This is a genomic window from Allobosea sp. CCNWLY174 (assembly GCF_037120455.1).
Taxonomy (GTDB): Bacteria; Pseudomonadota; Alphaproteobacteria; order Rhizobiales; family Beijerinckiaceae; genus Allobosea; species Allobosea lupini.
The window spans coordinates 17,115-41,195 of the sequence record NZ_JBBBBQ010000007.1 but is presented as its reverse complement, the minus strand read 5'-3'; the positions used below and the strand labels follow the sequence as shown (position 1 = coordinate 41,195).

Genomic DNA, 24,081 nt, shown 5'->3' with positions numbered 1-24,081 from the left:
GCTGACCCGTGTTCTACCGCGAAGCCGGCCAATACAAGACCAACTACGCCGCCGACATGGCCGTGTTCCCGCTCCGGCAGGATCGGATCGGCATCGCCGTCATCCTGGCGATCGCCCTCGTCGGCATCCCGCTGATCGGCAACGACTTCTTCATCGCCTCGGTGATGATCCCGTTCCTGGTGTTCTCGCTGGCGGCGATCGGGCTCAACATCCTCACCGGCTATACCGGGCTGATCTCGCTCGGCACCGCCGCCTTCATGGGCGTCGGCGCCTATTCCTGCTACAAGCTGACGACCTTCTTCCCGGGCGTGAACATCATCGTCCTGATCTTGTTGTCGGGCCTGTTCTCGGCGGCGATCGGCGTGCTGTTCGGCCTGCCCTCGCTGCGGATCAAGGGCTTCTATCTCGCCGTGGCCACGCTCGCCGCGCAGTTCTTCCTGCAATGGGCCTTCGTGCGTGTGCCCTGGCTGTTCAACTACAACGCCTCCGGCGCGATCGAGGTGCCGCAGCGCACATTGTTCGGCCTGCCGATCACCGGCGCCTCCGCGACACCGGAGACGCGCTATTTCGTCTGCCTCGGGCTCGTCGTCGTGCTGACCTGGTTCGCCTCCAACATCGTCCACGGCAAGCTCGGCCGCTCCTGGATGGCCGTGCGCGACATGGACATCGCCGCCGAGCTGATGGGAATCAAGCTGCTCAACGCCAAGCTCACGGCCTTCGCCGTCTCCTCCTATTTCGCCGGTGTGGCCGGAGCGATGATGATCTTCCTCTGGTATGGCGGCGGCGAAGCCAACGACGTCTTCACCATCCGCCTCTCCTTCACCATCCTGTTCATGGTGATCATCGGCGGCCTGGGCTCGCTGATCGGGTCCTTCTTCGGCGCGGCCTTCCTGTCGATCCTGCCGACGGCGCTGAAGTTCGGCCTGCCGGCGCTGGGCGTGCCGATCGGCGGCGCCACGGCCGAGCACGTCACCTTCATGCTGGTCGGCGCGCTGATCATCCTCTTCCTGATCCTCGAGCCTCACGGCCTTGCCCGGCTCTGGCAGATCGGGAAGCAGAAATTGCGGACGTGGCCCTTCCCCTACTGAGACCGGGGCGCAGGGTCCAAGGACAACGACTCGCCGCGGTCTTCAAGCGGCGGGCAAGCGAAGACGGGACGGCTCGGCCGGACCCGGCAACCACGGAGGAAGGCCTATGAAAACGAGCAGCATCATCAGGAGCGTCGCCGTCGGCGCGCTTCTCGCCGCCGGAGCGATCGCCGTCCCGGCACAAGCGCAAGAGACGATCTACTTCTCCAACAACGCCTATCGTACCGGCCCGTTCTCGGGCTCCGGCATCCCGATCGGCGACGGCATGCGCGACTACATCTCGATGATCAACGAGCGTGACGGCGGCGTGAACGGCGTCAAGATCGTCTACGAGGAGTGCGAGACCGGCTACGACACCAAGAAGTCGATCGAGTGCTACGAGCAGGTCAAGTCGAAGACCATCGTCTACAGCCCGTGGTCGACCGGCGCGACGCTAGCGGCGATCCCGCGCGCTCATGTCGACAAGCTGCCGATCCTGTCGATGGCCTATGGCCTCTCGGCCTCGGCCGACGGCACCAACTTCCCCTGGGTCTTCATCCCGCCGCTGACCTATTGGGACGGCGCCTCGGTCATGGTGAAGCACATGGCGAACGAGCTCGGCGGCATGGACAAGCTCAAGGGCAAGAAGCTCGGCCTGATCCATCTCGATGCGCCCTTCGGCAAGGAGCCGATCCCGGTGCTCGAGAACCTCGCCAAGAAATACGGCTTCGAGCTCAAGCTCTATCCGGTGGCCGCGGCCGACATGCAGAACCAGGGCTCGCTCTGGCTCTCGATCCGCCGTGACCGGCCGGACTTCCTCTACAACCAGGGCTGGGGCGCGATGAACCCGACCGCGGTGAAGGAAGCGATCAAGAACAACTTCCCGATCAACAAGCTGGTCGGCGTCTGGTGGGCCGGCGGTGACGACGACGCCCGCGCCGGCGGCGCCGAGGCCAAGGGCTACCGCTCGCTGAACTTCAACGCGGCCGGCCAGAACTTCCCGGTGATCCAGGACATCCTCAAGCATGTCGTCGAGAAGGGGAAGAGCACGACGCCGAAGGAGAAGGTCGGCGAGAACCTCTATAATCGCGGCGTCTACAACTCGATGCTCGTCGTCGAGGCGATCCGCACCGCCCAGAAGCTGACCGGCAAGAAGGTGATCACCCCCGAGGACATGCGCCGCGGGCTCGAGAACCTGAATATCGACGAGGCCCGCCTCAAGGAGATCGGCATGGCCGGCTTCGCCTCGCCGGTGAAGGTCAGCTGCACCGACCATTCCGGCCACCACAAGGCCTATGTCGCCGAGTGGGACGGCACCAAGTGGACCCAGAAGGGCGACTGGATCGAGCCGATGAAGGACGAGGTCCGGCCGCTGATCGAGGCCAACGCCAAGGACTATGTCGAGAAGGCCGGCAACTGGCCCAAGCGCACCGAGCCTTGCGAAAAATCGTCCTGATCTGACGAGTGCCAATCCTTCTCCCCTCCGGGGGAGAAGGTGTCTGCGAAGCAGACGGATGAGGGAAGTCTTGTACCGCCTCATCCGTCCGTCCCTCATCCGACCCGGCTGACGCCGGGCCACCTTCTCCCCCGAGGGGAGAAGGATTGGAGGTTCAATGTCGACCGCCACCCTCGAGAAGCCCGCAGCCACCGCGGCGACGGACACGATCCTGTCGCTGAACAATATCGAGGTGATCTACGATCACGTCATCCTGGTGCTGAAGGGCGTCTCGCTGACCGTGCCGCGCAAGGGCATCGTCGCGATCCTCGGCGCCAACGGCGCCGGCAAGACCACGACGCTGAAGGCAATCTCGAACCTGCTCAAGGCCGAGCGCGGCGAAGTCACCAAGGGCTCGATCGTCTTCGACGGCGAGCGCGTCGACAAGATGTCGCCGAGTGAGCTCGTCCGCCGCGGCTGCATCCAGGTGATGGAAGGCCGGCATTGCTTCGGCCATCTCTCGATCGAGGAGAACCTGCTCACCGGCGCCTTCACCCGCCGCGACGGCAACGCCGCGATCAAGCGCGATCTCGAGAAGATCTACGAGCTTTTCCCGCGGCTTAAGCAGCGCCGCAACTCGCAGGCCGGCTATACCTCCGGCGGCGAACAGCAGATGTGCGCCATCGGCCGCGCCATGATGAGCAAACCCAAGATGATCCTGCTCGACGAGCCGTCCATGGGGCTGGCGCCGCAGATCGTCGAGGAGATCTTCGAGATCGTTCGCCGGCTCAACGACAAGGAGGACGTCTCCTTCCTCGTCGCCGAGCAGAACACCAACATGGCGCTGCGCTACGCCACCTATGGCTACATCATGGAAACCGGCCGCGTCGTCATGGACGGCGAGGCCAAGATGCTGCGCGAGAACGAGGACGTGAAGGAATTCTACCTGGGCGTCGCCGAGGGTAACAAGAAATCCTTCCGCGAGGTCAAGAGCTACAAGCGCCGCAAGCGCTGGCTGTCATAGTCAGGCCGGGATCGGCGGGCACGACACGGTCATGCTCTATGTCGTCCTCGCCGTCCTTCTCGTCGCCGTCATCTACGGTCCGCAATTCTGGGTCCGCTACGAAATGGACAGGCACGCCGCAGACAGGCCAGACCTTCCCGGCACCGGCGGCGAGCTTGCCCGCCATCTGCTCGATCGTTTCGGCCTGCAAACAATCCCCGTGGAGATCACCGCCGCGGGAGATCACTACGATCCCGACGCCCGTGCCGTGCGGCTCTCGCCCGGCAACCATGACGGCCGCTCGATCACCGCTGTCGCCGTCGCCACCCACGAGGTCGCCCATGCGCTCCAGCATGCGCAGGGCAGCCGCCTGTTCGACATCCGCACCAGCCTCGCCCGGCTGCTGGGCAAGGTCGACAAGGTCGCGATGGTAGTGCTCGTCACCGCGCCGCTGGTGATGATCCTGGTGCGGGCTCCGGGCGTGCTTTTCGCTCAGTTCGCCGCGGTGCTGGCGCTGCTCGGCATCGGGCTCGTCGTCCATCTCGTGACGCTGCCGGTGGAATTCGACGCCAGCTTCGGCAAGGCACTCCCGATCCTCCAGCAGGACGGCTACCTGCACCCGGACGACATGCCGGCGGCACGCGGGGTGCTGAGGGCCGCGGCGATGACCTATGTCGCGGCCTCCCTGATGGGACTGCTCAATTTCCTTCGCATCCTGCGCCGATAGGCCGGGCACCATTTCCAAGGGCAAGCGCGATGAGCGAGCACTACGACGATCTCGAGACCCGGCCGCCCGAGCGGCGCGAGGCCGACCTGTTCGCAAAACTGCCGGCCGTGCTCGCCGCTGCGCTGGCGACACCGGGCTATGCTGCGCATCTGAAGGGCGTCGATCCGACCGGTGTCACCGACCGCGCCGCGCTCGCCGAATTGCCCGTGCTGCGCAAGGCCGACCTGCCTGCGCTGCACAAGGACAGCCCGCCCTTCGGGGGCTTCGTCGGTTCGCCGCTCGGCTCTTTCGGCCGGCTCTTCACCTCGCCCGGCCCGATCTTCGAGCCGGAGGGGGTCGGCAGCGATCCCTGGGGCACGGCACGCGGCCTCTACGCCGCCGGCTTCCGCAAGGGAGACGTCGTTCTCAACACCTTCGGCTATCATCTGACACCGGGCGGCTTCATCATGGATTCGGCGGCGCGCGCCATCGGCTGCGCCGTCATCCCGGCCGGGCCCGGTAACACCGAGCAGCAGATGGAGGTGATCGGCGCCTACAGTCCAAGCTCCTATCTCGGCACGCCGGACTTCCTGAAGTTGCTGATCGAGGCCGCCGACAGCCGGGGCGTCGACACCTCCTGCCTGAAGCGCGCGATCGTCTCGGGCGCGGCCTTCCCGCCTTCGCTCCAGGCCTGGGTCCGCGACCGCGGTGTCGACGCCTACCAGCTCTACGCCACCGCCGATATCGGGCTGATCGCCTATGAGACCGGCGCCCGCGACGGCATGGTGCTGAACGAGAACCTGATCGTCGAGATCGTCCGCCCCGGCACCGGCGACCCTGTCGCCGAGGGCGAGGTCGGCGAGATCGTCGTCACCAATCTCGACCCGCATCACCCGCAGATTCGCCTTGCGGTTGGCGACCTCACCGCGATCCTGCCGGGGGCGAGCGCATCCGGCCGCACCAATGCGAGGATCAAGGGCTGGCTCGGCCGCGCCGACCAGACGGCGAAGGTCAAGGGCATGTTCGTGCGGCCCGAACAGGTCGCCGAGATCGCCCGCCGCCATGCCGAGATCGCCAAGCTCCGCCTCGTCATCGGCCGTGCCAACGAACTCGACACGATGACGCTGAAGGCCGAAATCTATGCCGAGCCGAAGGGCTTCGTCGACGCGGTCTCCTCGACCCTGCAGCAGGTCACCAAGCTGAAGGGGGCTGTCGAAGTGCTGCCGCTCGGCGCACTCCCGAATGACGGCAAGGTCATCGCCGACGAGCGGCCGGTGGGGTAGCCCTCACCACGCGACCGGCTCCTCCCCTTTCGCCTTCAGCCAGTCATTCGCCTGGCTGAACGGCTTCGAGCCGAAGAAGCCGCGCCGCGCCGAGAGCGGCGAGGGATGGGCGCTGGCGATGACGAGATGCCTGCTCTCGTCGATCAGGCCCCGCTTGGCCTGCGCGGGTAATCCCCAAAGCATGAAGACGACATGCGGTCGCCGCTGCGAGACGGCCGCGAGGATCGAGTCCGTCACCGCCCGCCAGCCGAGCTTGAGATGCGAGCCGGCCTGCGTCGCGCCCTCGCGCACCGTCAGCGCGGTGTTGAGCAGCAGCACCCCCTGCTTCGCCCAGCCAGAGAGATCGCCGTCAGCAGGCGCAGCGAAGCTGATATCCTCGGCCCGCTCCTTGTAGATGTTGACCAGCGAACGCGGCAGCGGCGGCGGTCCGACATAGGAGAAGGCGAGCCCGTTGGCATGGCCGGGTGTCGGGTAAGGGTCCTGGCCGAGGATAACGACCCTGACATCGTCCAGCGGCGTCAGCGTGAGCGCCGCCAGAAAGCGTTCGGGCATCGGCGCCACGACCTGGCCGGCAGCGCGCTCGGCATCGACGGCAGCGCAGGCGCGCGCCACCGTGCCGTCGCGGAAGACGGAAAGATCGCGCCAGGAGGCTGAGGTGGGCGAGGCCAGAAACGCATCGAGCGCGGCGCGATAGGTCATCGTCGATGTCATCGTGATCGGGTCATTCATCGTCATCTCAGGCAACCCGCAGCGCGGCGCAATCGCAACCAGCGGATCATCTCAGTCCGCAAAGGCCCGGTCGAGTGGCGGCAGGATCAACGGCAGAGTGGGCTGACGCTGTTGCTGATCATCCGGACGAGACTGAGCGCGGCCATCTCCGAGGATTTCGGATTGTCGGCGAGCGGGCTGTTCTCGATGGTGACACTGAGGCGGCCGAAGGCGCCATGCGCGCTCAGGCGATGGCAGTTCTCGGCGATCCCGGGATCGGCGATCAGCTCGACGCGGGTCCGGTCGAGCCCAATGCCGGCGAGCGCCGAGATCACCGCGACATTGGCGTTCTGGGGAAAGCGCCGGGCCGCCTCGCGGGCGGAGCCGATGAAGAAGCTAGCCGGTGCGGTCAGCGCATCGAGCGGGACGAGGCTCTCGGCAGGCGTGCCCCGCCAAGCCGCCGGCGGTTTGACGATGGCGTGGACGACCTCGTCGAGCGGCAGCGCCGAAGCTGCCGCGAGCGCATCGATGCCGGCGAGCGCGCCTGATGTGACGACGAGCTGGCTGCCGGCGGCTTCGGCGACCGAGATGAGGCGCTCGAGCAGCGCCGTGTGGGCGAGGGCACCGGCCGAGGTCACCGCGAACGCCCCCGCCTGCCGCAAGGCACTCTCACCCCAGAGCGCGACGGCGGGCTGCCCTGCGGCTTCCGCCACGATGTCGAGATCAAGCCCGGCAAGCTGCTGCGGGTCGGTCAGCAGGCTGGCGTCGGCCGGGATATCCTGCGCGCGTTCGGGCGAGCGCACGCTGATGGCGACGATCGAGACCGCTTCAGCAACCGCCGATCGCGACAACAGCCGGACGACATGCCGGTTGATCGCGCCCCAGCCGATCAGCCCGATCCTCAGCGGCTTGCGCCGACGAGCCGTCATGGTCTTGCCGTCCGCAAGGCGAGGTCGAGCAGGGCGCCACCGTTGAGCCCATCGAGCATACTGAAGTGATGGCCCGGGCAGATCAGCGGCTCGGATGCCTGCCAGGCCGCCGCCAGCCTCGCCGATTGTCGCTTGAACGCGTCGCTCTCACCCTCGCCGACGGCGAAGGCGAGGCGTGCATTGCCAGGGCGCGGCCGACCGAGCGGGCTGAGGCGCACCGCGCGCTCGGTATCGTCGAGGCCGAGCAGGCGCCCGATCGGGAGGTGACCGAGCGGTTCCAGATCATAGAGCCCGGAGAGCAGCAGCGCCGAGGCAACCGGCGGCGACGCCGGGTCGCACAAGGCCATCGCCGCGAGATGGCCGCCGGCTGAATGGCCGCTGATGTGCAGTTGCGCCGGATCGAGCCCGAGCGCTTCGGCCTCGCGAACGAGGACGTTCAGCGCGGCGACAGTCTGGGCGATGCTCGTCTCCAACGGCGTATCCGGCGCCAGCCCGTAATTCGGCTGGGCGACCGCGAAACCGGCATCGAGCAGCCCCTGCGAGAACTGCGCGTGCTGGAGCTTGTCAGAAGCCTGCCAATAGCCGCCATGGATGAAGACGAAGATCGGGGCGCGCGCCACGCCGGCGGGACGATAGAGATCGAGCGTCTCGAAGCGGCCTGGGCCATAGGCGAGGTCGAGCCCGCCATGCCCGGCGCGGAAGGCCTCCCCTTCGCGGCTCCATCGCCGGAACAGCGCGGTCATGTCGGCCTGCAGGCGCGGGCTGTACTGCCGGCCGAGCTCGCGCAGCGGATAGCCCTCGACCTCGATGTCGGGCAGCGGCTGCGGCAAGGTATGGCGGGCGCGGACGGTCAGGCCCGGCTCCGTTCCAAGTTGAAGGTGGATCGGCGGCCGGAAGCCGGCGAAGACCTCGCGATAGGCCAATTCGACCGTATGGCGCGAGAGATGGAAGGCGGCGGGATCGGCGCTCTCCCAGTCCATGCCGGTCAGGTGATGCGGGCCGCAGCCGGCCGCGACCAGGCCGGCGAGGATCTCGCTCAGCGTGTCGCGCAAGGCTTCGACGGGATCGACCGCGAGACTGCTCGCGACGATCTTGTTTTCAGACGCCGACATAGCGATGCACCAGTTCCGCATTGGCCGCGAGGTCGCCGCTCGAGCCCGACCAGACCGTGCGCCCCTTCTCGATGATGTAATGCCGGTCGGCCAGGCGCTTGAGCACCGCGATGTTCTTGTCGATCAGCAGGATCGACTGGCCCTGTGCCTTGAGCGCTTCGATGCAGCGCCAGATCTCGGCCCGGATCACCGGCGCGAGGCCCTCCGTCGCCTCGTCTAGGATCAGCAGCTTCGGATTGGTCATCAGCGCCCGGCCGACCGCCAGCATCTGCTGCTCCCCGCCCGACAGCGTGCGGGCCGACTGGCCGGCGCGCTCCTCAAGGCGCGGGAAGAGGGCGTAGACACGCTCCAGCGTCCAGGGCGAAGAGCGCTTGAGCCGGTTTGCTGCGGTGGCGACGAGGTTCTCGCGCACGGTCAGCGTCGGGAAGACCTGCCGGCCTTCCGGCACGAGCCCGATGCCGCAGCGGGCGATCGCCTCCGGCGTATTGCCCTTGAGCTGGCGGCCGTCGAAGCTGATTTCGCCGCCCTTGGGCGACAATAGCCCCATCAGCGAGCGCACCATCGTGGTCTTGCCCATGCCATTGCGACCGAGCAGGGTCACGACCTCGCCCTCGCCTATGTCGAGGCCGACATCGAACAGCACCTGGCTGGCGCCATAGGCCGACTGGAGATTGCGCACGCTCAGCATCAGGCGTCTCCCTCGCCGAGATAGGCGGTGCGCACATCGGCGTTGTCGCGGATCTCCTGCGCCGTGCCGGTCGCGATGATGCGGCCATAGACCAGCACGGAGATCCGGTCGGCAAGCGCGAAGACGGCGTCCATGTCGTGCTCGACCAGCAGCATGGTGACGCGGCCCTTCAGCCCGGAGAGCATCGCGACCATCTGCTCACTCTCGGCGTGGCCGAGGCCCGCCATCGGCTCGTCGAGCAGGAGCAGGCGCGGCTCGCAGGCGAGCGCGATGGCGAATTCGAGCTGCTTCTGCTCGCCATGGGAGAGATCGGCGACCTTGACCTCGGCTCGATGGGCGAGGCCGGCGGTGGTCAGATGCTCGCGGGCGCGCTGGCGCAGGCCCTTGTCGCGGCGGGCATCGCCGAAGAAGCGGAAGCTGTGCCCCTGCCGCGCCTGCACGGCGAGCGCGACATTGTCGAGCATGCTGAAATTGGGCAACAGCTGGTTGATCTGGAAGGTGCGGGCGAGGCCGCGCTGGACACGTTGCGGCGTCGCCAGCGCGTCGATCGGCACGCCCTCCAGCCTGATCTCGCCTTCGTCATGGCTGAGCTCGCCGAAGAGCTGGGTCAGCAGCGTGGTCTTGCCGGCGCCGTTCGGGCCGATCAGCGCGTGGATCTCGCCCTCGACGACATCGAGGTCGACATTGTCTGTGGCGATCAGCCCGCCGAAGCGCTTGCGCAGGCCGCGGACGGAGAGGAGCGGCTGGCTCATCGCGCGCTCCTGCCGATGCCGAGGCGGCTGAACAGCCCGTTGAGCCCACCTTGCGTGAAGAGGACGACGAGCAGCAGGATCGGCCCGAGCACGAGTTGCCAATGCTCGGTCCATGAGGTCAGCACGGTCTCGAGAATGACGAGGGCGGCTGCGCCGAAGAGCGGGCCGAGCAGGGTGCCGACGCCGCCGAGGATGACCATGATCATCAGCTCGCCCGACTTGGTCCAGTGCAGCATGTCCGGGCTGACGAAGCGCAGATAGTTGGCCATCAGAGCGCCGGCGAGGCCGGTGCCCATGCCGGAGATGACGAAGGCGGCAAGCTTGTAGCGATAGGGCGCGATGCCGATCGCCGCCATGCGCCGCTCGTTCTGGCGGATGCCCGCCAGCACCATGCCGAAGCGCGAGCCGACGATGCGCCAGAGCGCCAGGAAGACCAGCACGCCGATCGAGAGGCAGATGAAATAGAAGGTGATGTCGTCACGGGTGTTGAGGCCGAAGAGCTCGTTGCGGCGCCGGATCGTCATGCCGTCATCGCCGCCATAAGCTTTCAGCGAGACGAACAGGAAGAACAGCATCTGCGCGAAGGCGAGCGTGATCATGATGAACTGCACGCCGCTGGTGCGCAGGGACAGCGCGCCGATCAGCAAGGCGAGCAGCCCGCCGACCAGGATCGCGGCCGGCAGGGTGATCAGCAGCTGGCTCGTGCCGGGGATCAGGCCGAGGAAGAGGCTGTCGTCGACATAGTTGCGGTAGAGGATGCCGACGACATAGCCGCCGACGCCGAAGAAGGCGGCGTGACCAAACGAGACCATGCCACCAAAGCCGAGCGCGAGGTTCAGGCTGGCGGCGGCGATCGCATAGATCAGCACGCGGGTCGCCAGCGGCACCAGTGCCGGCTGGCCGAGCGCCTGGACGACAAAGGGCAGCGCGATCAGCCCGAGGGCCAATGCCAACAGCATCAGCACACGGCCGGTGCTCGGCGCGGGGGAGCCGGTGTGGATGATGGCGTCATCAGACATTGGCGGGAAAGAGTCCCTTGGGCCGCACCAGCAGCACCACGGCCATCAGCATGTAGATGCCCATCGAAGCCAGGCCGGCGCCGAGCGCATCGGCTTCCGAGCCGGTCATGACCTGGCGCAGCAGGCCGGGCAGGAAGGCGCGCAGCACCGTGTCGACGAGGCCGACGAGCAGGGCGCCGAAGAAGGCACCGCGGATCGAGCCGACGCCGCCGATCACCACGACAACGAACGTCATGATCAGGATTTGCTCGCCCATGCCGACCTGTACGGCCAGGATCGGCCCGGCCATCAGCCCGGCGAGGCCGGCGAGCAGGGCGCCGAGGCCGAAGACGGCGGTGTAGAGCAGGCGGATATCGACGCCGAGCGCCCTGACCATCTCGCGATGGGTCGCGCCGGCGCGGACCAGCATGCCGATGCGGGTGCGATTGATCAGGAGGTAGAGCCCGAGCGCGACGAGAAGGCCGACCGCGATGATGATCAGCCGATAGATCGGATAGGTCAGCCCCGGCAGCAGCTGGACCGAGCCATTGAGCACGGATGGCACCGAGACGAAGAGCGGCTGGCGCCCGAACAGAAGGGTCACGCTCTGATTGAAGATCAGGATCAGCGCGAAGGTCGCCAGCACCTGGTCGAGATGGTCGCGGGCATACAGCCGGCGCAGCACGAACAGCTCCATCGCCATGCCGACGATCGCCGCCGCCGCGAGGCCGGCCAGGATGGCGAGAAGGACCGAGCCGGTTTGTGCCGCGGCAAAGGCGGCGGCATAGGCGCCGACCATGTAGAGCGAGCCATGGGCGAGGTTGATCACGCCCATGATGCCGAAGATCAGCGTCAGCCCTGCAGCGAGCAGGAACAGCATCACGCCGAACTGCAGGCCGTTGAGCAATTGTTCGAGAATGAGGGTCATTGCTGGTCACGTCCGGCTGGCGACGGGATGGGCAGGCAGCAGCCCACCCCGTCGATGCGGGAGCTTGTCAGTGGTTCAGAGCTTGCAATCCTTGGCGTAGGCGTCGCTGTGATTGCTCAGCACCTTGCCCGAGGTCTTCAGCACCGGCGTGCCGTCGGCGCCCTTCTCGACCTTGAGTGCGTACCAGTCCTGGACCGGGTGCTGGTTGGTGCCGAACTTGAAGGCGCCGCGGACCGACTGGAAATCGGCCTTGGCGAGCGCCTTGCGCAGCGCCGGCACGTCGGTCTTGCCGCCGGTCGCCTTCAGCGCTGAGGCGATGGCGAGCGCGGTGTCGTAGCCCTGGCTGGCATAGTAGGTCGGCACGCGGTTGTAGGCCTTGGTGAAGGCCTCGACGAAGGCCTTGTTCGCGGCGTTGTCGAAATCGGTGTTCCAGTGCGCGGTGACGCTGAGGCCGAGCGCCGCATCACCGACCGCCTTCAGCGTGGTCGCGTCGAGCGAGGGTTCGGCCAGCACCATCGGGGTTTTGCCGAGCAGGCCGGCCTGCTGGTATTGGCGCAGGAAGGCGATGCCGAGCCCGCCCGGATGGAACTGGAAGACGACGTCGGGATTGGCCGAGCGGATCTGCGCCATCTCCGGCGCGAAATCGGTCTGGTCGAGCCTGGTATAGACCTCGCCGACGATCTCGCCCTTGAACAGGCGCTTGAAGCCCGCGAGCGCATCCTTGCCGGCCTGGTAGTTCGGCGCGAGGATGAAGGCCTTCTTGTAGCCGAGATTGGTGGCGTGCTGGCCGGCGCTCTCGTGCAGGCTGTCGTTCTGCCAGGAGACGACGAAATAGTTCTCGTTGCACTCCTTGCCGGCGAAGTTCGACGGCGCCGCGTTGGGGCTGACATAGAGCGCCCCGGCATCGACGATATCGGGCACGGTCGCGCCGGCGACGTTCGAGAAGACGATCCCGGTCATGATCTTGATGCCGTCGGTCTTCAGCATCTTCTCGGCGATCTGCTTGCCCTGGCCGGGCTTCAGCGCGTCGTCCTCGACCACGAGCTCGACCGGCGCGCCGCCGAGCTTGCCGCCGTTCATGTCGATGGCGAGCTTGAACGCGTCGCGGATGTCCTGGCCGAGATAGCCGCCCGGCCCCGACAACGTCGTGACCATGCCGATCTTGACCGGCGCCTGCTGGGCCAACGCCGGCATGGCGACGGCGGCGGCCAGCATCAAACCCAGGTATCCTGATTTACGGTGCTGCATGGTTCCCCTCCTCCGATCATTCGCGTCGGATTGTCAGAAATTATTTTAAGCTTAAAGCAATTTCCAATGGGCGCGCAAGAGCCGCGAAGTGGCCGGACGAACCGGCACCTTCGTCGTCGCTCAGAGCGCGACCCAACCGGCCGGCGGCTTCCGGCCGGGGTGGACGGCGCCGCATTGCTTGCAGGTGCGGGCCTTCTCGTCGGCGAAGAAGGCTTCGTAGAGCGGCGGCAGGTCCTTCACGAGATCCCCAACCTTGAGCTCGATGCGATGCACCAGGCCGTTGCACTCGAAGCAGTACCATTCGAAGCCGTCGACCTGGTCGGCATGGCGCGCCGGCTCGACCACGAGCCCGATCGAGCCTTCCTGCGGGCGCTGCGGCGAGTGGCGCACATGCGGCGGCAGCAGGAAGACGTCGCCCTCCCGGATCGTGACGTCGTAGTGCTTCCCGTCATCGACCAGCTTCAGCATCATGTCGCCCTTGAGCTGGTAGAAGAACTCCTCCACCGGGTCGTCATGGTAGTCGGCGCGCTGGTTCGGCCCGCCAACGACCATCACGGTCATCTGGCCGTCGTCGAACACCTTCTTGTTGCCGACCGGCGGCTTCAGCAGGTGCTCGTTCTCCGCGATCCACTTCTTGAAGTTGAAGGCCTTCAGCCGTCCTTCGCTCGCCATATCCGTCTCTCCCGTCGTTCAAGCCTTAAGTCTCAGCCAGCCTTGGCCAGCGGCGCACCGGCAAGCTGCAGCCCGCAGCTCTCGAAGGCGGCGCGCGTCGCCGCCTTCTCGGCTTCGGTCAGCTCCAGCAGCGGCGCGCGCACGCGCCCGCCGACCTGGCCGAGCAGTTCCTGCCAATATTTCTGATGCGCGTGCGGCTTCTCGGCCGGCCGCGTCGTCCGCAGCGCCTCGCGCACAGGGTTCAGGCTGTCGCGCACTGCATGCGCCTTCTCGACCTCGCCGGCGAAGGCGAGGTCGGTATACTCGCGCATTCGCCGGTCCGCTGCCGTCTGGATCAGATAGGGCGGCGAGGAGCAGAGATAGACCTGCCAGCCGAGCTCGACGATGTTGTCGAGCCATTCCTCCTCGGAGGCGGTGCTGACCAGGATGCGGTCGCCGGCGAGCCGGGTGAGCTCGGCATACATAGCGCGCGGCACGCTGTACTTGATCGCGACGACGTTCTCGATGTCGGCGAGCCGGTTGCACAGCTGCGGGCTCATCAGATAGCCGGAGTCCGGGTGGCTCCAGAGCGCGATGCCGATGTCAACCTGTTCCGCGATGCTCCGGTAGTACTGGTAGAGCGTCTCGTCCTGCGCCTTGAAGAAGTGCAGCAGCGGCGCATGCACGACGATGTAGTCGGCGCCAACCTTCTGGGCGTGCTTGGCCAGATCGATGACGACGTCCATGTTCTGATCGGAGCAGGACATGATCGTCTGGCCGCGCCCGGCCGTGGCCTCGACGGCGAGCTCGAAGCTGCGCTTGCGCTCCTCGACCGACATCGCGAAGAACTCGCCCTGCTTGCCGGCGATGAACAGGCCGTCGATGCCGAGATCGTTTGTCCAGTGCCGGATATTCTCGCGGAACCCGTCCTCGTCGATGGCGAGCGAGGAGGTGAACGGCGTCAGCGCGGCCGCCCAGATGCCCTTCATGTTGGCGCGGGTGTAAGCCTTCGCGTCCTTCCTGGCGTATTTCATGTAGGCAATCTCCCTGTCGCCTGCCGGTCAGATCGCCATGCGGTGCGAGACCGTCTTGATGGTCGTGTAATGCGCCAAACCCTCGGCGCCGCCCTCGCGGCCATAGCCGCTGTCCTTGACCCCGCCGAACGGCACCTCGGCGACCGAGGCTTCCAGCGTATTGATCGAGACATTGCCGGCCTCGATCTCATCGGCGAGCCGGTCGGCCCGGCTGGCCGAATGGGTGAAGGCGTAGGCGGCAAGGCCGAAGGGCAGGCCGTTCGCCTTGGCGATCGCGTCGTCCAGGGTCGAGACCGGGTTGATCACCGCGAGCGGTCCGAACGGCTCTTCACGCATGACCCTTGCATCATCAGGCACATCGGCGAGCACGGTCACCGGGAAGAAATAGCCGCGATTGCCGATGCGCTCACCGCCGGCCAGCACCTTGGCGCCCTTGGCGCGGGCATCCGCCACCAGCATCTCCATCGCCTCGATGCGGCGATGATTGGCGACCGGGCCCATCTGCGTTGCGGCATCGAGGCCGTTGCCGACCACGACCGAGCGCGCCTTCTCGGCGAAGGTCCGGGCGAAGGCCTCGTAGATCGGCTCCTGTACGAAGAAGCGCGTCGGCGAGGTGCAGACCTGGCCGGCATTGCGCGACTTGCGGATCGCCGACGCCGTCGCCGCCGCGACCGGGTCGACGTCGTCGCAGACGATCACCGGGGCATGGCCGCCGAGCTCCATCAGCACCGGCTTCATATGATCGGCGGCGATCCGGGTCAGATGCTTGCCGATGGCGGTCGAGCCGGTGAAGGCGATCAGCCGGGTCTGCTCCTGCGGGATCAGATAGGAGGAGATGTCGGCCGGCACCCCGAAGACGAGGTTGAACACGCCCGGCGGCAGCCCGGCATCATGCAAGGCCCGGGCGATGTGGAGCGCACCGGCCGGGGTCTCCTCGGCCGCCTTCAGGATGATCGAGCAGCCCGCCGCCAGCGCCCCGGCGATCTTGCGCGAGGGCTGGCTCATCGGGAAATTCCAGGGCGAGAACGCCGCGACCATGCCGATCGGCTGGTGCATCACGACATATTTGATGCCGGGCTCGCTTGGGATCACCCGTCCATAGGTACGCTGCCCTTCCGCCGCATCCCATTCGAAGAATTCGCAGCCGCGGATCACCTCGAGCTGCGCCTGGGCGAAGGGCTTGCCATGCTCCAGCGTGATCGCATGGGCGATCTCGTCGATGCGGGCCCGCATCAGCGCGGCGGCCTTAAGCATGATCTCGCCACGGGCCCGCGGCGACATCCTGCTCCAGACCCTGAAGCCGTCCCTGGCCGCGGTCAGCGCATCGTCAAGATCGGCGCGAGCGGCGACAGGAAGCGCGCCGATCACGCTCTCATCGGCCGGATTAAGAACAGGCAGGCTGTCGGAGGTCTTGCGCCAGGCGCCGCCGATATAGAGCTTGAGATCGGGATAGGCGGTCATGAAAAGCCTCGAACGGAGCGGCCAGCGGCGCGATGTCGGGGCATGATGGCCTTGGCCATGACCATATGGAATTCAGCTTATTTGTCTGAATTCAGAGGATCTGCTTATAAATCGTGATGGCAGTCACGCTCCGACAGATCCAGGCGTTCCTCGCCGTCGCCGAGCTCGGCACCTTCACCAAGGCGGCGGAGCGCCTGCACATGGCGCAGCCGGCGCTGTCGCAATTGGTGCGCGAGCTGGAGCAGGCACTCGGCATCCGCCTGTTCGACCGCACGACACGCCGGGTCGAATTGACCGAGGGGGGCCGGGAGTTCCAGGGCGCCTCCGCCAAGATCATCCATGACCTCGACCTCGCCATCCAGAATGCCAACGATCTCGCCGAGCGTCGGCGTGGCAAGATCACCGTCGCCGCCCCACCATTGCTGGCGGCGGCGATCCTGCCCGAGGCGATTGCGGAGATGCGCGAACGCTTTCCCGGCGTGCAGGTCGCGGTGCTCGACGCGCGCACCGACACGATCGTGGAAGCCGTCAGGACGAACCGGGTCGATTGCGGACTCGGCACCTTCGCCGCCATCGAGGACGGTATCGAGCGCATCTCGATGGCGCGCGACCAGCTGATGCTGTTCTGCAGCCCAGGCAGCCGCTTCGCCGATGCGGACGTCGACTGGCGCGAGCTGCAAAGCGAGCCGCTGATCACGCTGACCCGCGACAGCGGTATCCGGCTGCTAGTCGAGGTCGCCTACGAGACTGTCGGCATTCCGCTCGTGCCGGCCTATGAGGTCTCGCAGATCACCACCGCCCTGGCGCTGGTCGAGGCCCGCCTCGGCGTCGCCGTGCTGCCGACCTATGCGCGGGCGGCGGCGCCGCATCGCCGGGTCCTCGCCCGGCCGCTGGCGAACCCGGCGATTGCGCGCGACATCGTCCTGATCCGGCCAAGCGGCCGCTCGGTCTCGCCGGCGCTGGCGACGTTCGAGACTGTCCTGCGCCGCCATGTCCGCCGCCTGACGCCAGCCGACATCGACTGAGTTCGGCGCCGCTGGTGCTAGGAGATGCCCGCCAATTCGGCCTGGAGGAAAGCCATGAGGGCGGGATCGTCGGCATAGGCGACGTTGACTCGCATGCCCGAGACTCGCTCATTGCCTTCGAGCTGATGCCGCTCAGGCATGAAGACCGTGCCGGGCGCGATGAAGATGCCCTGCTCGGAGGCGCGGCGCGCCAGCGCGAGATCGTCGAGACCCGGCGGCAGACCGACCCAGAGATAGTAGCCGCCGCCCTGTCGCGAGAAGATCGGCAGGCCGAGGCGCTCCAGACCGGTGAAAGCGGTGCGGGTCGCCTTGCCAATCCGCTCCTTCAGGCGCTTGAGGTGATGGCGATACTGGCCGCTGGCGATGAGGTCGCTGACCAGCCGCTCCAGATAGCCGGAGGAATTGACCACGGTCAGCATCTTCATGTCGCCGAGCGAGCGGGCGAGCGCCGGGCTCGCGGCGACATAGCCGATGCGCAGGCTCGCGGAGAGCGTCTTAGAGAAGGTGCCGAGATAGATCACGCGTTCCAACTGATCGAGCGCGGCGAGCCGCGGCGCGCTCGCCGGCATCACGTCGGCGAAGGGGTCGTCCTCGACGATGACGAGATCGTGCTGGGCGGCAAGCTGCAGCAGGCGATGCGCGATCGGCAGGGCGATCGAGCCGCCGGTCGGGTTGTGCGCCAGTGACTGGGTGAAGAACACTTTTGGCCGGTGCCGCGCGATCTGCGCGGAAAGATCATCGAGATCCGGCCCGTCCGGCAGCCGCCGGATGCCGGCCATCTCGATGCGGGCGAGCTTCAGCTTGCCGAACAGAGGGTAATAGCCGGGGCTGTCGACCAGCACGGTGTCGCCGGGCTGGAGCAACTGTCGGATGATCAGGTCGAGCGCGTGGTTGGCGCCGAAGGTCATCAGGATCTGCGCCGGCGAGACCTGGATCGAGCGCTCGGCCAGCATCAGCCCGATCTGCGTGCGCAAGGGGGCGTAGCCGACCGGATCGCCGTAGCCGTGCTCGATCGGCAGGTCGCCCTTGCCGCTGCGGACGCGCAAGTGCCGCCCGAGCTCGGAATCCTCCATCCAGGAGCGCGGCGGGCGGCCGTCGCCGACGCGAACGGGATGGACCTGGCAGAGCTGTTCGCGGAGCAGCGAGACGATGTCGATCGCCTCGCTCATATGCGGCGGCGGCGCCTCGCTCGGCCGCTGTCCGGGGGCGCGGACATAGAAGCCGGCGCCACGGCGGGCCTCGAGCCGGCCGCTGGCGACGAGTCGGTCATAGACCTCGACCATGGTGTTCTTGGAGACGCCGTATTCGCCGGCCGCCAGTCGCAGCGAGGCCATGCGCCGGCCGGGCTGGAGCAGCCCTTCGTCGATCATCCGGCTGATCCGGGCAACGATCGCGCCGGTGCGGTTGCTGTCGGCCTGCTCGTCCATCAAGCCTCGCGGCTGTACCAGTCAATCTACTGGTACAGAGAATGGGACATTGCGAAAATTGTGCCTTGCCGCTCTCCGGCGATTGTCCGAGCTTGTCAACCGAAGAAGCGCCGATGCCGATCGCGAGGCGCATGAAAAACCCCGGCTGGGGAGGACACGACATGGTGACGGCCGAGGCGCGCAGCGCCGCCGGGCGCGAGGTGAACTCGCGCATCGAGAACTACCGCAATCTGAGCTGCGCCGAGCGGCTGGCTGAGGCTGTCGCGGCGGCCGGGCTCGCCGATGCCGACCGCGCCTTGCTGGCCCAGCCCGGTGCATTGCCGCTCACCCTCGCCAACGGCATGATCGAGAATGTCGTCGGTACCTTCGAACTGCCGCTCGGCATCGCCACCAATTTCACCGTCAACGGCAAGGACTACCTGATCCCGATGGCGGTGGAGGAGCCCTCCGTCGTTGCCGCCGCCTCCTATATGGCCCGGATCGCCCGCGGTTCCGGCGGCTTCCGCACCTCCAGCGACCGACCGATCATGCGGGCACAGGTCCAGCTGCTCGGCGTCGGTGATCCCGAAGGCGCGCGCCACAAGTTGCTGGCGGCTCAGGCCGAGATCGTCGCTGCCGCCAATGCCAAGGACAAGGTGCTGGTCTCACTCGGCGGTGGCTGCCAGGGCATCGAGGTCCATGTCTTCCCGCAGACGCCGCGCGGCCCGATCGTCGTCATGCATCTGCTCGTCGACGTGCGCGACGCGATGGGCGCCAACACCGTCAACACCATGGCCGAGACGGTGGCGCCGATCGTCGAGCGCATCACCGGCGGCACGGTGCGCCTGCGCATCCTCTCCAACCTCGCCGATCTCCGGCTGGCCCGTGCAAGCGTCACCATCCCCGAGGCGGCGCTGGCGACCAGGGAATTCTCCGGCCGGCGCATGATCGACGGCATGCTCGACGCCTATACCTTCGCCGCGATCGATCCCTACCGCGCCACCACCCACAACAAGGGCATCATGAACGGCATCGACCCCGTCGTGGTCGCGACCGGCAATGACTGGCGCGCCATCGAGGCCGGCGCCCATGCCTATGCCGCCCGCAGCGGCCGCTACACCTCGCTGACGACCTGGGAAGAGGACAAGGACGGCAACCTCGTCGGCTCGATCGAGCTGCCGATGGCGCTAGGCCTGGTCGGCGGCGCCACCAAGACCCATCCGCTGGCGCAATGGTCGCTGCGCCTGCTCGGCGTCACCAGCGCGCAGGAGCTGGCCGAGGTCACCGTCGCGGTCGGGCTCGCCCAGAACATGGCGGCGCTCAGGGCGCTGGCGACCGAAGGCATTCAGCGCGGCCATATGGCGCTGCATGCCCGCAACATCGCCATCGTCGCCGGGGCGGAGGGCACCGAGATCGAGGCGATCGCCACCGAACTCGCCCGCACGCACGACGTCCGCGTCGACCGGGCACGCGAGCTGCTCGCCGAGCGGCGCAAGGGCTGACCTTTTTCAACTCTCACCACAGAACCGCAGCAAGCGGACGACAACCGGAGGAACGTTATGGACAATCGCATCACCCGCCGCCTGCTCGGTGCGCTCATGGTCACGACCGGCATCGCGCTGTCCCTGCCGGCCTACGCGCAGAACGAGATCAAGATCGGCTACAATGCCGACCAGTCGGCCTCGGGCGCGGCCGAGCTCGGCCTCTCCGGTCTCTACGGCTTCCAGGCGGCGATCGATGATTTGAACGCGCAGGGCGGCGTGCTCGGCCGCAAGGTCGTCGGTGTCGTCAGAGACGATGCCGGCGCGCCGCCGAAGTCGATCCAGAACATGAACGAGCTGATCGACAACGAGAAGGTCGCCGCCGTGGTCGGCCCGACCAACTCCGGCAATGCTCTCGCCTGGCTGCACATCCCGCAGCAGAAGAAGGTGCCGGTGATCTCGCATGTCGCGACCGCGACCGACATCACCGCCCGCTACGCCAAGGAGCCGCAGAACTACATCTTCCGGGTGTCGATGGTCGATCGCGAGCAGCTCGCTCTGCTCGCCGCTTATGCGGTCAAGGCGTCGAAGAGCAAGAACATCGCGATCATCGCCGACACCACAGGCTACGGCCAGGCCGCGACCAAGGACCTCCAGGAGATCCTGACCCTGCACGGCATCAAGCCGGTCGGCATCGAGAAGTTCGGGCCGAAGGACACCGACATGACCTCGCAGCTCGCCAAATTGAAGGCGGCCGGCGCCGACATGATCATCACCGGCTCGCTGGCGGATGCGACCGCGCAGGTGCTGAAGAGCATGGAGAAGATGGACTACTATCCCGGCCTGCTCTCGACCTGGGGCTCGATCAACACGCCGCTGGTCAACATCGCCGGCCCCAAGCTCGCCGAGAAGACGATCTTCGCGGCCTCGACCACCGAGGATGCCAGCGACCGCGCCGCGGCGCTGCACAAGCGCCTTGTCGCCAAGCATCCGAACATGCCGGCCTTCGTCTCGGCCGCGCAGGGCTATGACGCAGTGATGCTGATCGCCGCCGCGATCAATCAGGCGGGCGGCACCGACGGCCCGAAGCTGCAGGCGGCGCTGGAGAACCTCGGCGCGGTTCAGGGCATCATCAAAAAATACGAGAAGCCGTTCAGCAAGGAGCAGCACGAGGCGCTCGGCGTCGCCGACTTCCACCTCGCGCAGTGGAAGGACGGCCGCGTGGTCAAGCTCGACGACGCCGTGGTCAAAAGCCTGACGGCGGCTGATCTCAAGCGCTGATCGGTCCGTAGCTCCCTTATGCTAGTCGTCCCGGCCGGAGCGTAGCGAAGACCCGGGACCCATGCCCGAACCGTTCCGGCATGGGTCCCGGGTCTCCCTGCGGTCGCCCGGGACGACCGCGTGATTTCTGATCACAAGGTTCGGCGTCGGCGCAAAGGACGCGCGGAGAGACGATGACGGCATTCCTTCAGGCTCTGGCCAGCGGTCTGGCGCTGGGCGCGATCTACGGTTTGATCGCGCTCGGCTTCAACATCACCTACGCCACGACCAAGACCTTCAATTTCGGCCAGGGCGCCTTCCTCGTGCCGGGCAGCCTGGTCGGCGTTTCCCTGCTGTTGCTGGCAGCCGGCAAGCCGCATTTCGGCAATCTCACCCAGGCCGAGATGACGATGACGGCCTATGTGCTGGCGACCATCGCCAGCGTCGTCGTGGTCGGCGCGATCGGCATCGCGCTCTATTACTGCGCGATCAAGCCTTTCGTAGGGGCCGGCGGCCTCAACTGGGTGCTGAGCACGATCGGCTTCGGCATCATCATGCAGAACACCGCATTGGCGATCTGGGGCCCGGCTTCGATCGCAGTGCCCTCCCCGCTCGGCAGCGATGTCTGGCGCATCGCCGGCGCCGGTATCCGGCCGCAGGAGGTGCTGATCGCGGTCGTCGCGGTCGCCGTCATGGCCCTGCTCGACATCGTCCTGCGCAAGACGCGCTTCGGCAAGGCGCTGCGGGCCGTCGCCTTCAACCCGCAGGCGGCGGCGATCGTCGGCATCAATGTCGAGACGATCGTGATCCTCGCCTTCGTCATCTCCTCGGCGCTCGCCGGGCTCGCCGGCATCCTGATCGCGCCGATCACCACGGCCTCCGTCTTCATCGGTCTCGGCATCGCGCTGAAGGCCTTCTCCGCCGCGATCGTCGGCGGCCTGACCAGCCCGCGCGGCTGCATGCTCGGCGGCTTCCTGCTCGGGATCGTTGAGGCGCTGGTCGGGCTCTGGCGCGCCGAGATGCGCGAGATCACCATCTTCCTGCTGATCATCATCGTCCTCGTCGTTCGCCCGAGCGGATTGATGGGCGCGCGCAGCGTGGAGAAGATCTGATGCCGGCGCTCGCCCACGCCATCGGGCTGGCGGTGCTGGCAGCAGCGCTGGCGCTCGTGCCCCTGTTCGGCCTCAACGATTTCTACCTGCAGATTCTGTTCACGATCGGGGTGAACTATCTCGCGGCTGCCGGGCTCAACGTGCTGGTCGGCTATGCCGGCCAGAAATCGCTGGGGCATGCCGGGCTCTTCGCCGTCGGCGCCTATACGGCGGCGATCGCCAATATCGAATGGGGCCTCTCGCCCTGGCTGTCGCTGCTCTTGGCCTGCGGCTTCGGCGCGATCTTCGGCCTGGTCATCGCCATGCCGTCGGTCCGCGTCTCGGGCCCGAGTCTGGCCATGGTCACCATCGGCTTCGGCATCGTCGTGGAGAAGATCGTCACGGAGTGGACCGACATCTTCAAGGGCCAGGCCGGCTTCTACGGCATCAGCGCGCCATCCATAGCCGGCGTCAGCTTCACCAACCTGCACTGGGTCTGGTTCGTCGGCGCGCTCTGCATCGCCACCCATCTGATGCTGCGCTCACTGCTCGCCGGCCGCTATGGCCGTGCCTTCCTCGGCGTGCAGATGGCAGAGCCCGCGGCGCAGTCGGTCGGCATCTCCGTGGTGCGGGCCAAGACGCTCGCCTTCGTCATCTCCGCGGTGACCTGCGCCCTCGCCGGCGCTGTCGTCGCGCAGCAGAACCAGTATTTCAACTCCGACTTCATCACCTTCAACCTTTCGATCTTCCTGCTGGTCGTGGTGATCTTCGGCGGCTCGGGCTCGCTCTACGGGCCGTTGTTCGGCGCCGTGATCCTGACGCTGCTCGATGCCTGGCTGGCGCGCTGGCCGGCGCTGCAGCACTTCACCTATGGCGCGCTGCTGCTGTTCTCGCTCTATCTGATGCCGAACGGCATCGCCGGTGCCGTCTCCGGCTTCGCTGCGCGCTGGCGACAGGGCAAAGTGGCTGCGCCCGTGGTCGCCGGCCACAGCGCTCTGGCGGCGAGCTCAGCGGCGGCAGCGGGCGGCGAAATCCTCGTCGTCAAGGATCTTTACAAGGCCTATGGCGGCATCGTGCCGGTACGCACCGTCTCCTTCGCGATCAGCGCCGGCAAAGTCCATGCGCTGATCGGCCCGAACGGCGCCGGCAAGACGACGCTGCTCAACCTGCTCTCCGGCCATGTCGCCCCGGGCAGCGGCTCCATCCGCTTCGAGGGCCAGGAGATCGCCGGCTGGCCTGCGCATCGCGTCGCCTCCCTCGGCATCGCGCGCACCTTCCAGAACCTCAAGCTGTTCGGCGAGCTTTCGGCGCTCGACAACGTCCTGCTCGGCGCGCATCGCCATATCGAGACCGGCCTTGCCGCCTCGCTGCTCGGACTGCCGTCGAGCCGCCGGGCGGAGGCCTCCGCCCGCGCCGACGCGTTGGCGCTGCTCTCCGATCTCGGCCTTGGCGAGCGCGCTCACGAGCCGGCGAAAGGCCTGCCTTATGGCCTGCAGCGGCGGCTCGAGATCGCCCGCGCGCTCGCTTCAAAGCCTAAGCTGCTCCTGCTCGACGAGCCGGCGGCGGGCCTCAACCCGCAGGAGACGCATGAGCTCGGCGAGGTCATCCGCCGCATCCAGCAGGCTGGCGTCACCGTGCTGCTGATCGAGCATCACATGGACCTGGTCATGGGCATCTCGCAGCATGTGCTGGTGCTCGACTATGGCGCACTGATCGCCGAGGGGCGGCCGGAGGCGATCCGGCAGAACCCGAAAGTCATCGCCGCTTATCTCGGTGCCGACGATGATGCCGCCCTGACCGGAGACGCCGCATGAC

Annotated in this window: 22 protein-coding genes; 10 read left to right on the top strand and 12 right to left on the bottom strand. The window is 67.0% G+C overall.

Features of this window, described 5'->3' with window-relative positions:
- The first annotated feature begins 8 nt into the window (after window positions 1–8).
- The 5 genes from V7S63_RS19600 (at window position 9) to V7S63_RS19580 (ending at window position 5,494) form a co-directional block, all read left to right on the top strand.
- Window positions 9–1,088 carry a branched-chain amino acid ABC transporter permease gene (locus V7S63_RS19600; protein ID WP_091832597.1) on the top strand — a complete coding sequence of 360 codons (1,080 nt, stop codon included), beginning with the start codon at window positions 9–11 and terminating at the stop codon, window positions 1,086–1,088.
- 106 nt (window positions 1,089–1,194) lie between these two features.
- Entirely contained in the window at window positions 1,195–2,523 is a 1,329-nt protein-coding gene (locus V7S63_RS19595; RefSeq protein ID WP_336531435.1) for an ABC transporter substrate-binding protein, read from the top strand.
- 157 nt (window positions 2,524–2,680) lie between these two features.
- Window positions 2,681–3,526, top strand: coding sequence for an ABC transporter ATP-binding protein (locus tag V7S63_RS19590; protein WP_336531434.1), 846 nt, complete (start codon window positions 2,681–2,683; stop codon window positions 3,524–3,526).
- 31 nt (window positions 3,527–3,557) lie between these two features.
- Window positions 3,558–4,232, top strand: coding sequence for a zinc metallopeptidase (locus tag V7S63_RS19585; RefSeq protein WP_336531433.1), 675 nt, complete (start codon window positions 3,558–3,560; stop codon window positions 4,230–4,232).
- A 29-nt stretch (window positions 4,233–4,261) separates the two neighbouring features.
- Window positions 4,262–5,494, top strand: a complete 1,233-nt coding sequence (locus V7S63_RS19580; RefSeq protein ID WP_336531432.1) for a phenylacetate--CoA ligase family protein — start codon at window positions 4,262–4,264, stop codon at window positions 5,492–5,494.
- A gap of 3 nt (window positions 5,495–5,497) precedes the next feature.
- Here the strand turns inward: V7S63_RS19580 and ung are convergent, their stop codons facing one another.
- The 11 genes from ung to V7S63_RS19525 form a co-directional block, all read right to left on the bottom strand.
- A complete protein-coding gene (gene ung, locus V7S63_RS19575; RefSeq protein ID WP_336531431.1) occupies window positions 5,498–6,223 on the bottom strand; it encodes a uracil-DNA glycosylase in 726 nt (241 codons plus the stop codon).
- An 86-nt stretch (window positions 6,224–6,309) separates the two neighbouring features.
- Window positions 6,310–7,131, bottom strand: coding sequence for an aspartate dehydrogenase (locus V7S63_RS19570; protein ID WP_336531430.1), 822 nt, complete (start codon window positions 7,129–7,131; stop codon window positions 6,310–6,312).
- Window positions 7,128–8,243 (bottom strand): alpha/beta hydrolase, encoded by a 1,116-nt coding sequence (locus V7S63_RS19565; protein ID WP_336531429.1) that lies wholly within the window; start codon window positions 8,241–8,243, stop codon window positions 7,128–7,130. Before V7S63_RS19565 ends, V7S63_RS19570 begins: the two co-directional genes overlap by 4 nt.
- Complete coding sequence (locus V7S63_RS19560) at window positions 8,230–8,931, bottom strand: ABC transporter ATP-binding protein (RefSeq protein WP_336531428.1); 702 nt, start codon at window positions 8,929–8,931, stop codon at window positions 8,230–8,232. The genes V7S63_RS19565 and V7S63_RS19560 overlap by 14 nt, the downstream gene beginning before the upstream one ends.
- The gene (locus V7S63_RS19555) at window positions 8,931–9,683 is read right to left on the bottom strand and encodes an ABC transporter ATP-binding protein (protein ID WP_336531427.1); all 753 of its coding nucleotides are present in this window, start codon (window positions 9,681–9,683) and stop codon (window positions 8,931–8,933) included. The genes V7S63_RS19560 and V7S63_RS19555 overlap by 1 nt, the downstream gene beginning before the upstream one ends.
- Window positions 9,680–10,702 carry a branched-chain amino acid ABC transporter permease gene (locus V7S63_RS19550; protein ID WP_442896485.1) on the bottom strand — a complete coding sequence of 341 codons (1,023 nt, stop codon included), beginning with the start codon at window positions 10,700–10,702 and terminating at the stop codon, window positions 9,680–9,682. Before V7S63_RS19550 ends, V7S63_RS19555 begins: the two co-directional genes overlap by 4 nt.
- Entirely contained in the window at window positions 10,695–11,609 is a 915-nt protein-coding gene (locus V7S63_RS19545; protein ID WP_336531426.1) for a branched-chain amino acid ABC transporter permease, read from the bottom strand. The genes V7S63_RS19550 and V7S63_RS19545 overlap by 8 nt, the downstream gene beginning before the upstream one ends.
- Before the next feature lie 75 nt (window positions 11,610–11,684).
- Window positions 11,685–12,824, bottom strand: a complete 1,140-nt coding sequence (locus V7S63_RS19540; RefSeq protein ID WP_336531425.1) for an ABC transporter substrate-binding protein — start codon at window positions 12,822–12,824, stop codon at window positions 11,685–11,687.
- Window positions 12,825–12,977: 153 nt separating this feature from the next.
- Window positions 12,978–13,529, bottom strand: coding sequence for a 3-hydroxyanthranilate 3,4-dioxygenase (locus V7S63_RS19535; protein ID WP_091832556.1), 552 nt, complete (start codon window positions 13,527–13,529; stop codon window positions 12,978–12,980).
- Window positions 13,530–13,561: 32 nt separating this feature from the next.
- Entirely contained in the window at window positions 13,562–14,542 is a 981-nt protein-coding gene (locus V7S63_RS19530) for a dihydrodipicolinate synthase family protein (protein WP_336531424.1), read from the bottom strand.
- A 27-nt stretch (window positions 14,543–14,569) separates the two neighbouring features.
- A complete protein-coding gene (locus V7S63_RS19525) occupies window positions 14,570–16,003 on the bottom strand; it encodes an NAD-dependent succinate-semialdehyde dehydrogenase (RefSeq protein ID WP_336531423.1) in 1,434 nt (477 codons plus the stop codon).
- Window positions 16,004–16,119: 116 nt separating this feature from the next.
- Between V7S63_RS19525 and V7S63_RS19520 the strand changes: the two genes are divergently transcribed.
- Entirely contained in the window at window positions 16,120–17,028 is a 909-nt protein-coding gene (locus V7S63_RS19520) for a LysR family transcriptional regulator (RefSeq protein ID WP_336531422.1), read from the top strand.
- Window positions 17,029–17,045: 17 nt separating this feature from the next.
- On the opposite strand, the gene V7S63_RS19515 is transcribed toward V7S63_RS19520, so the two are convergent.
- Window positions 17,046–18,455, bottom strand: coding sequence for an aminotransferase-like domain-containing protein (locus V7S63_RS19515; RefSeq protein WP_336531421.1), 1,410 nt, complete (start codon window positions 18,453–18,455; stop codon window positions 17,046–17,048).
- A gap of 161 nt (window positions 18,456–18,616) precedes the next feature.
- Between V7S63_RS19515 and V7S63_RS19510 the strand changes: the two genes are divergently transcribed.
- From V7S63_RS19510 to V7S63_RS19495, 4 genes are all read left to right on the top strand, one after another.
- Complete coding sequence (locus V7S63_RS19510; RefSeq protein ID WP_336531420.1) at window positions 18,617–19,936, top strand: hydroxymethylglutaryl-CoA reductase, degradative; 1,320 nt, start codon at window positions 18,617–18,619, stop codon at window positions 19,934–19,936.
- Window positions 19,937–19,993: 57 nt separating this feature from the next.
- Window positions 19,994–21,196: an ABC transporter substrate-binding protein gene (locus V7S63_RS19505; RefSeq protein WP_336531419.1), complete on the top strand. Its 1,203-nt coding sequence runs from the start codon at window positions 19,994–19,996 to the stop codon at window positions 21,194–21,196.
- 173 nt (window positions 21,197–21,369) lie between these two features.
- Window positions 21,370–22,287: a branched-chain amino acid ABC transporter permease gene (locus V7S63_RS19500; RefSeq protein WP_336531418.1), complete on the top strand. Its 918-nt coding sequence runs from the start codon at window positions 21,370–21,372 to the stop codon at window positions 22,285–22,287.
- Window positions 22,287–24,080, top strand: a complete 1,794-nt coding sequence (locus V7S63_RS19495) for a branched-chain amino acid ABC transporter ATP-binding protein/permease (protein WP_336531417.1) — start codon at window positions 22,287–22,289, stop codon at window positions 24,078–24,080. Before V7S63_RS19500 ends, V7S63_RS19495 begins: the two co-directional genes overlap by 1 nt.
- The last annotated feature ends 1 nt before the right edge of the window (window position 24,081 follow it).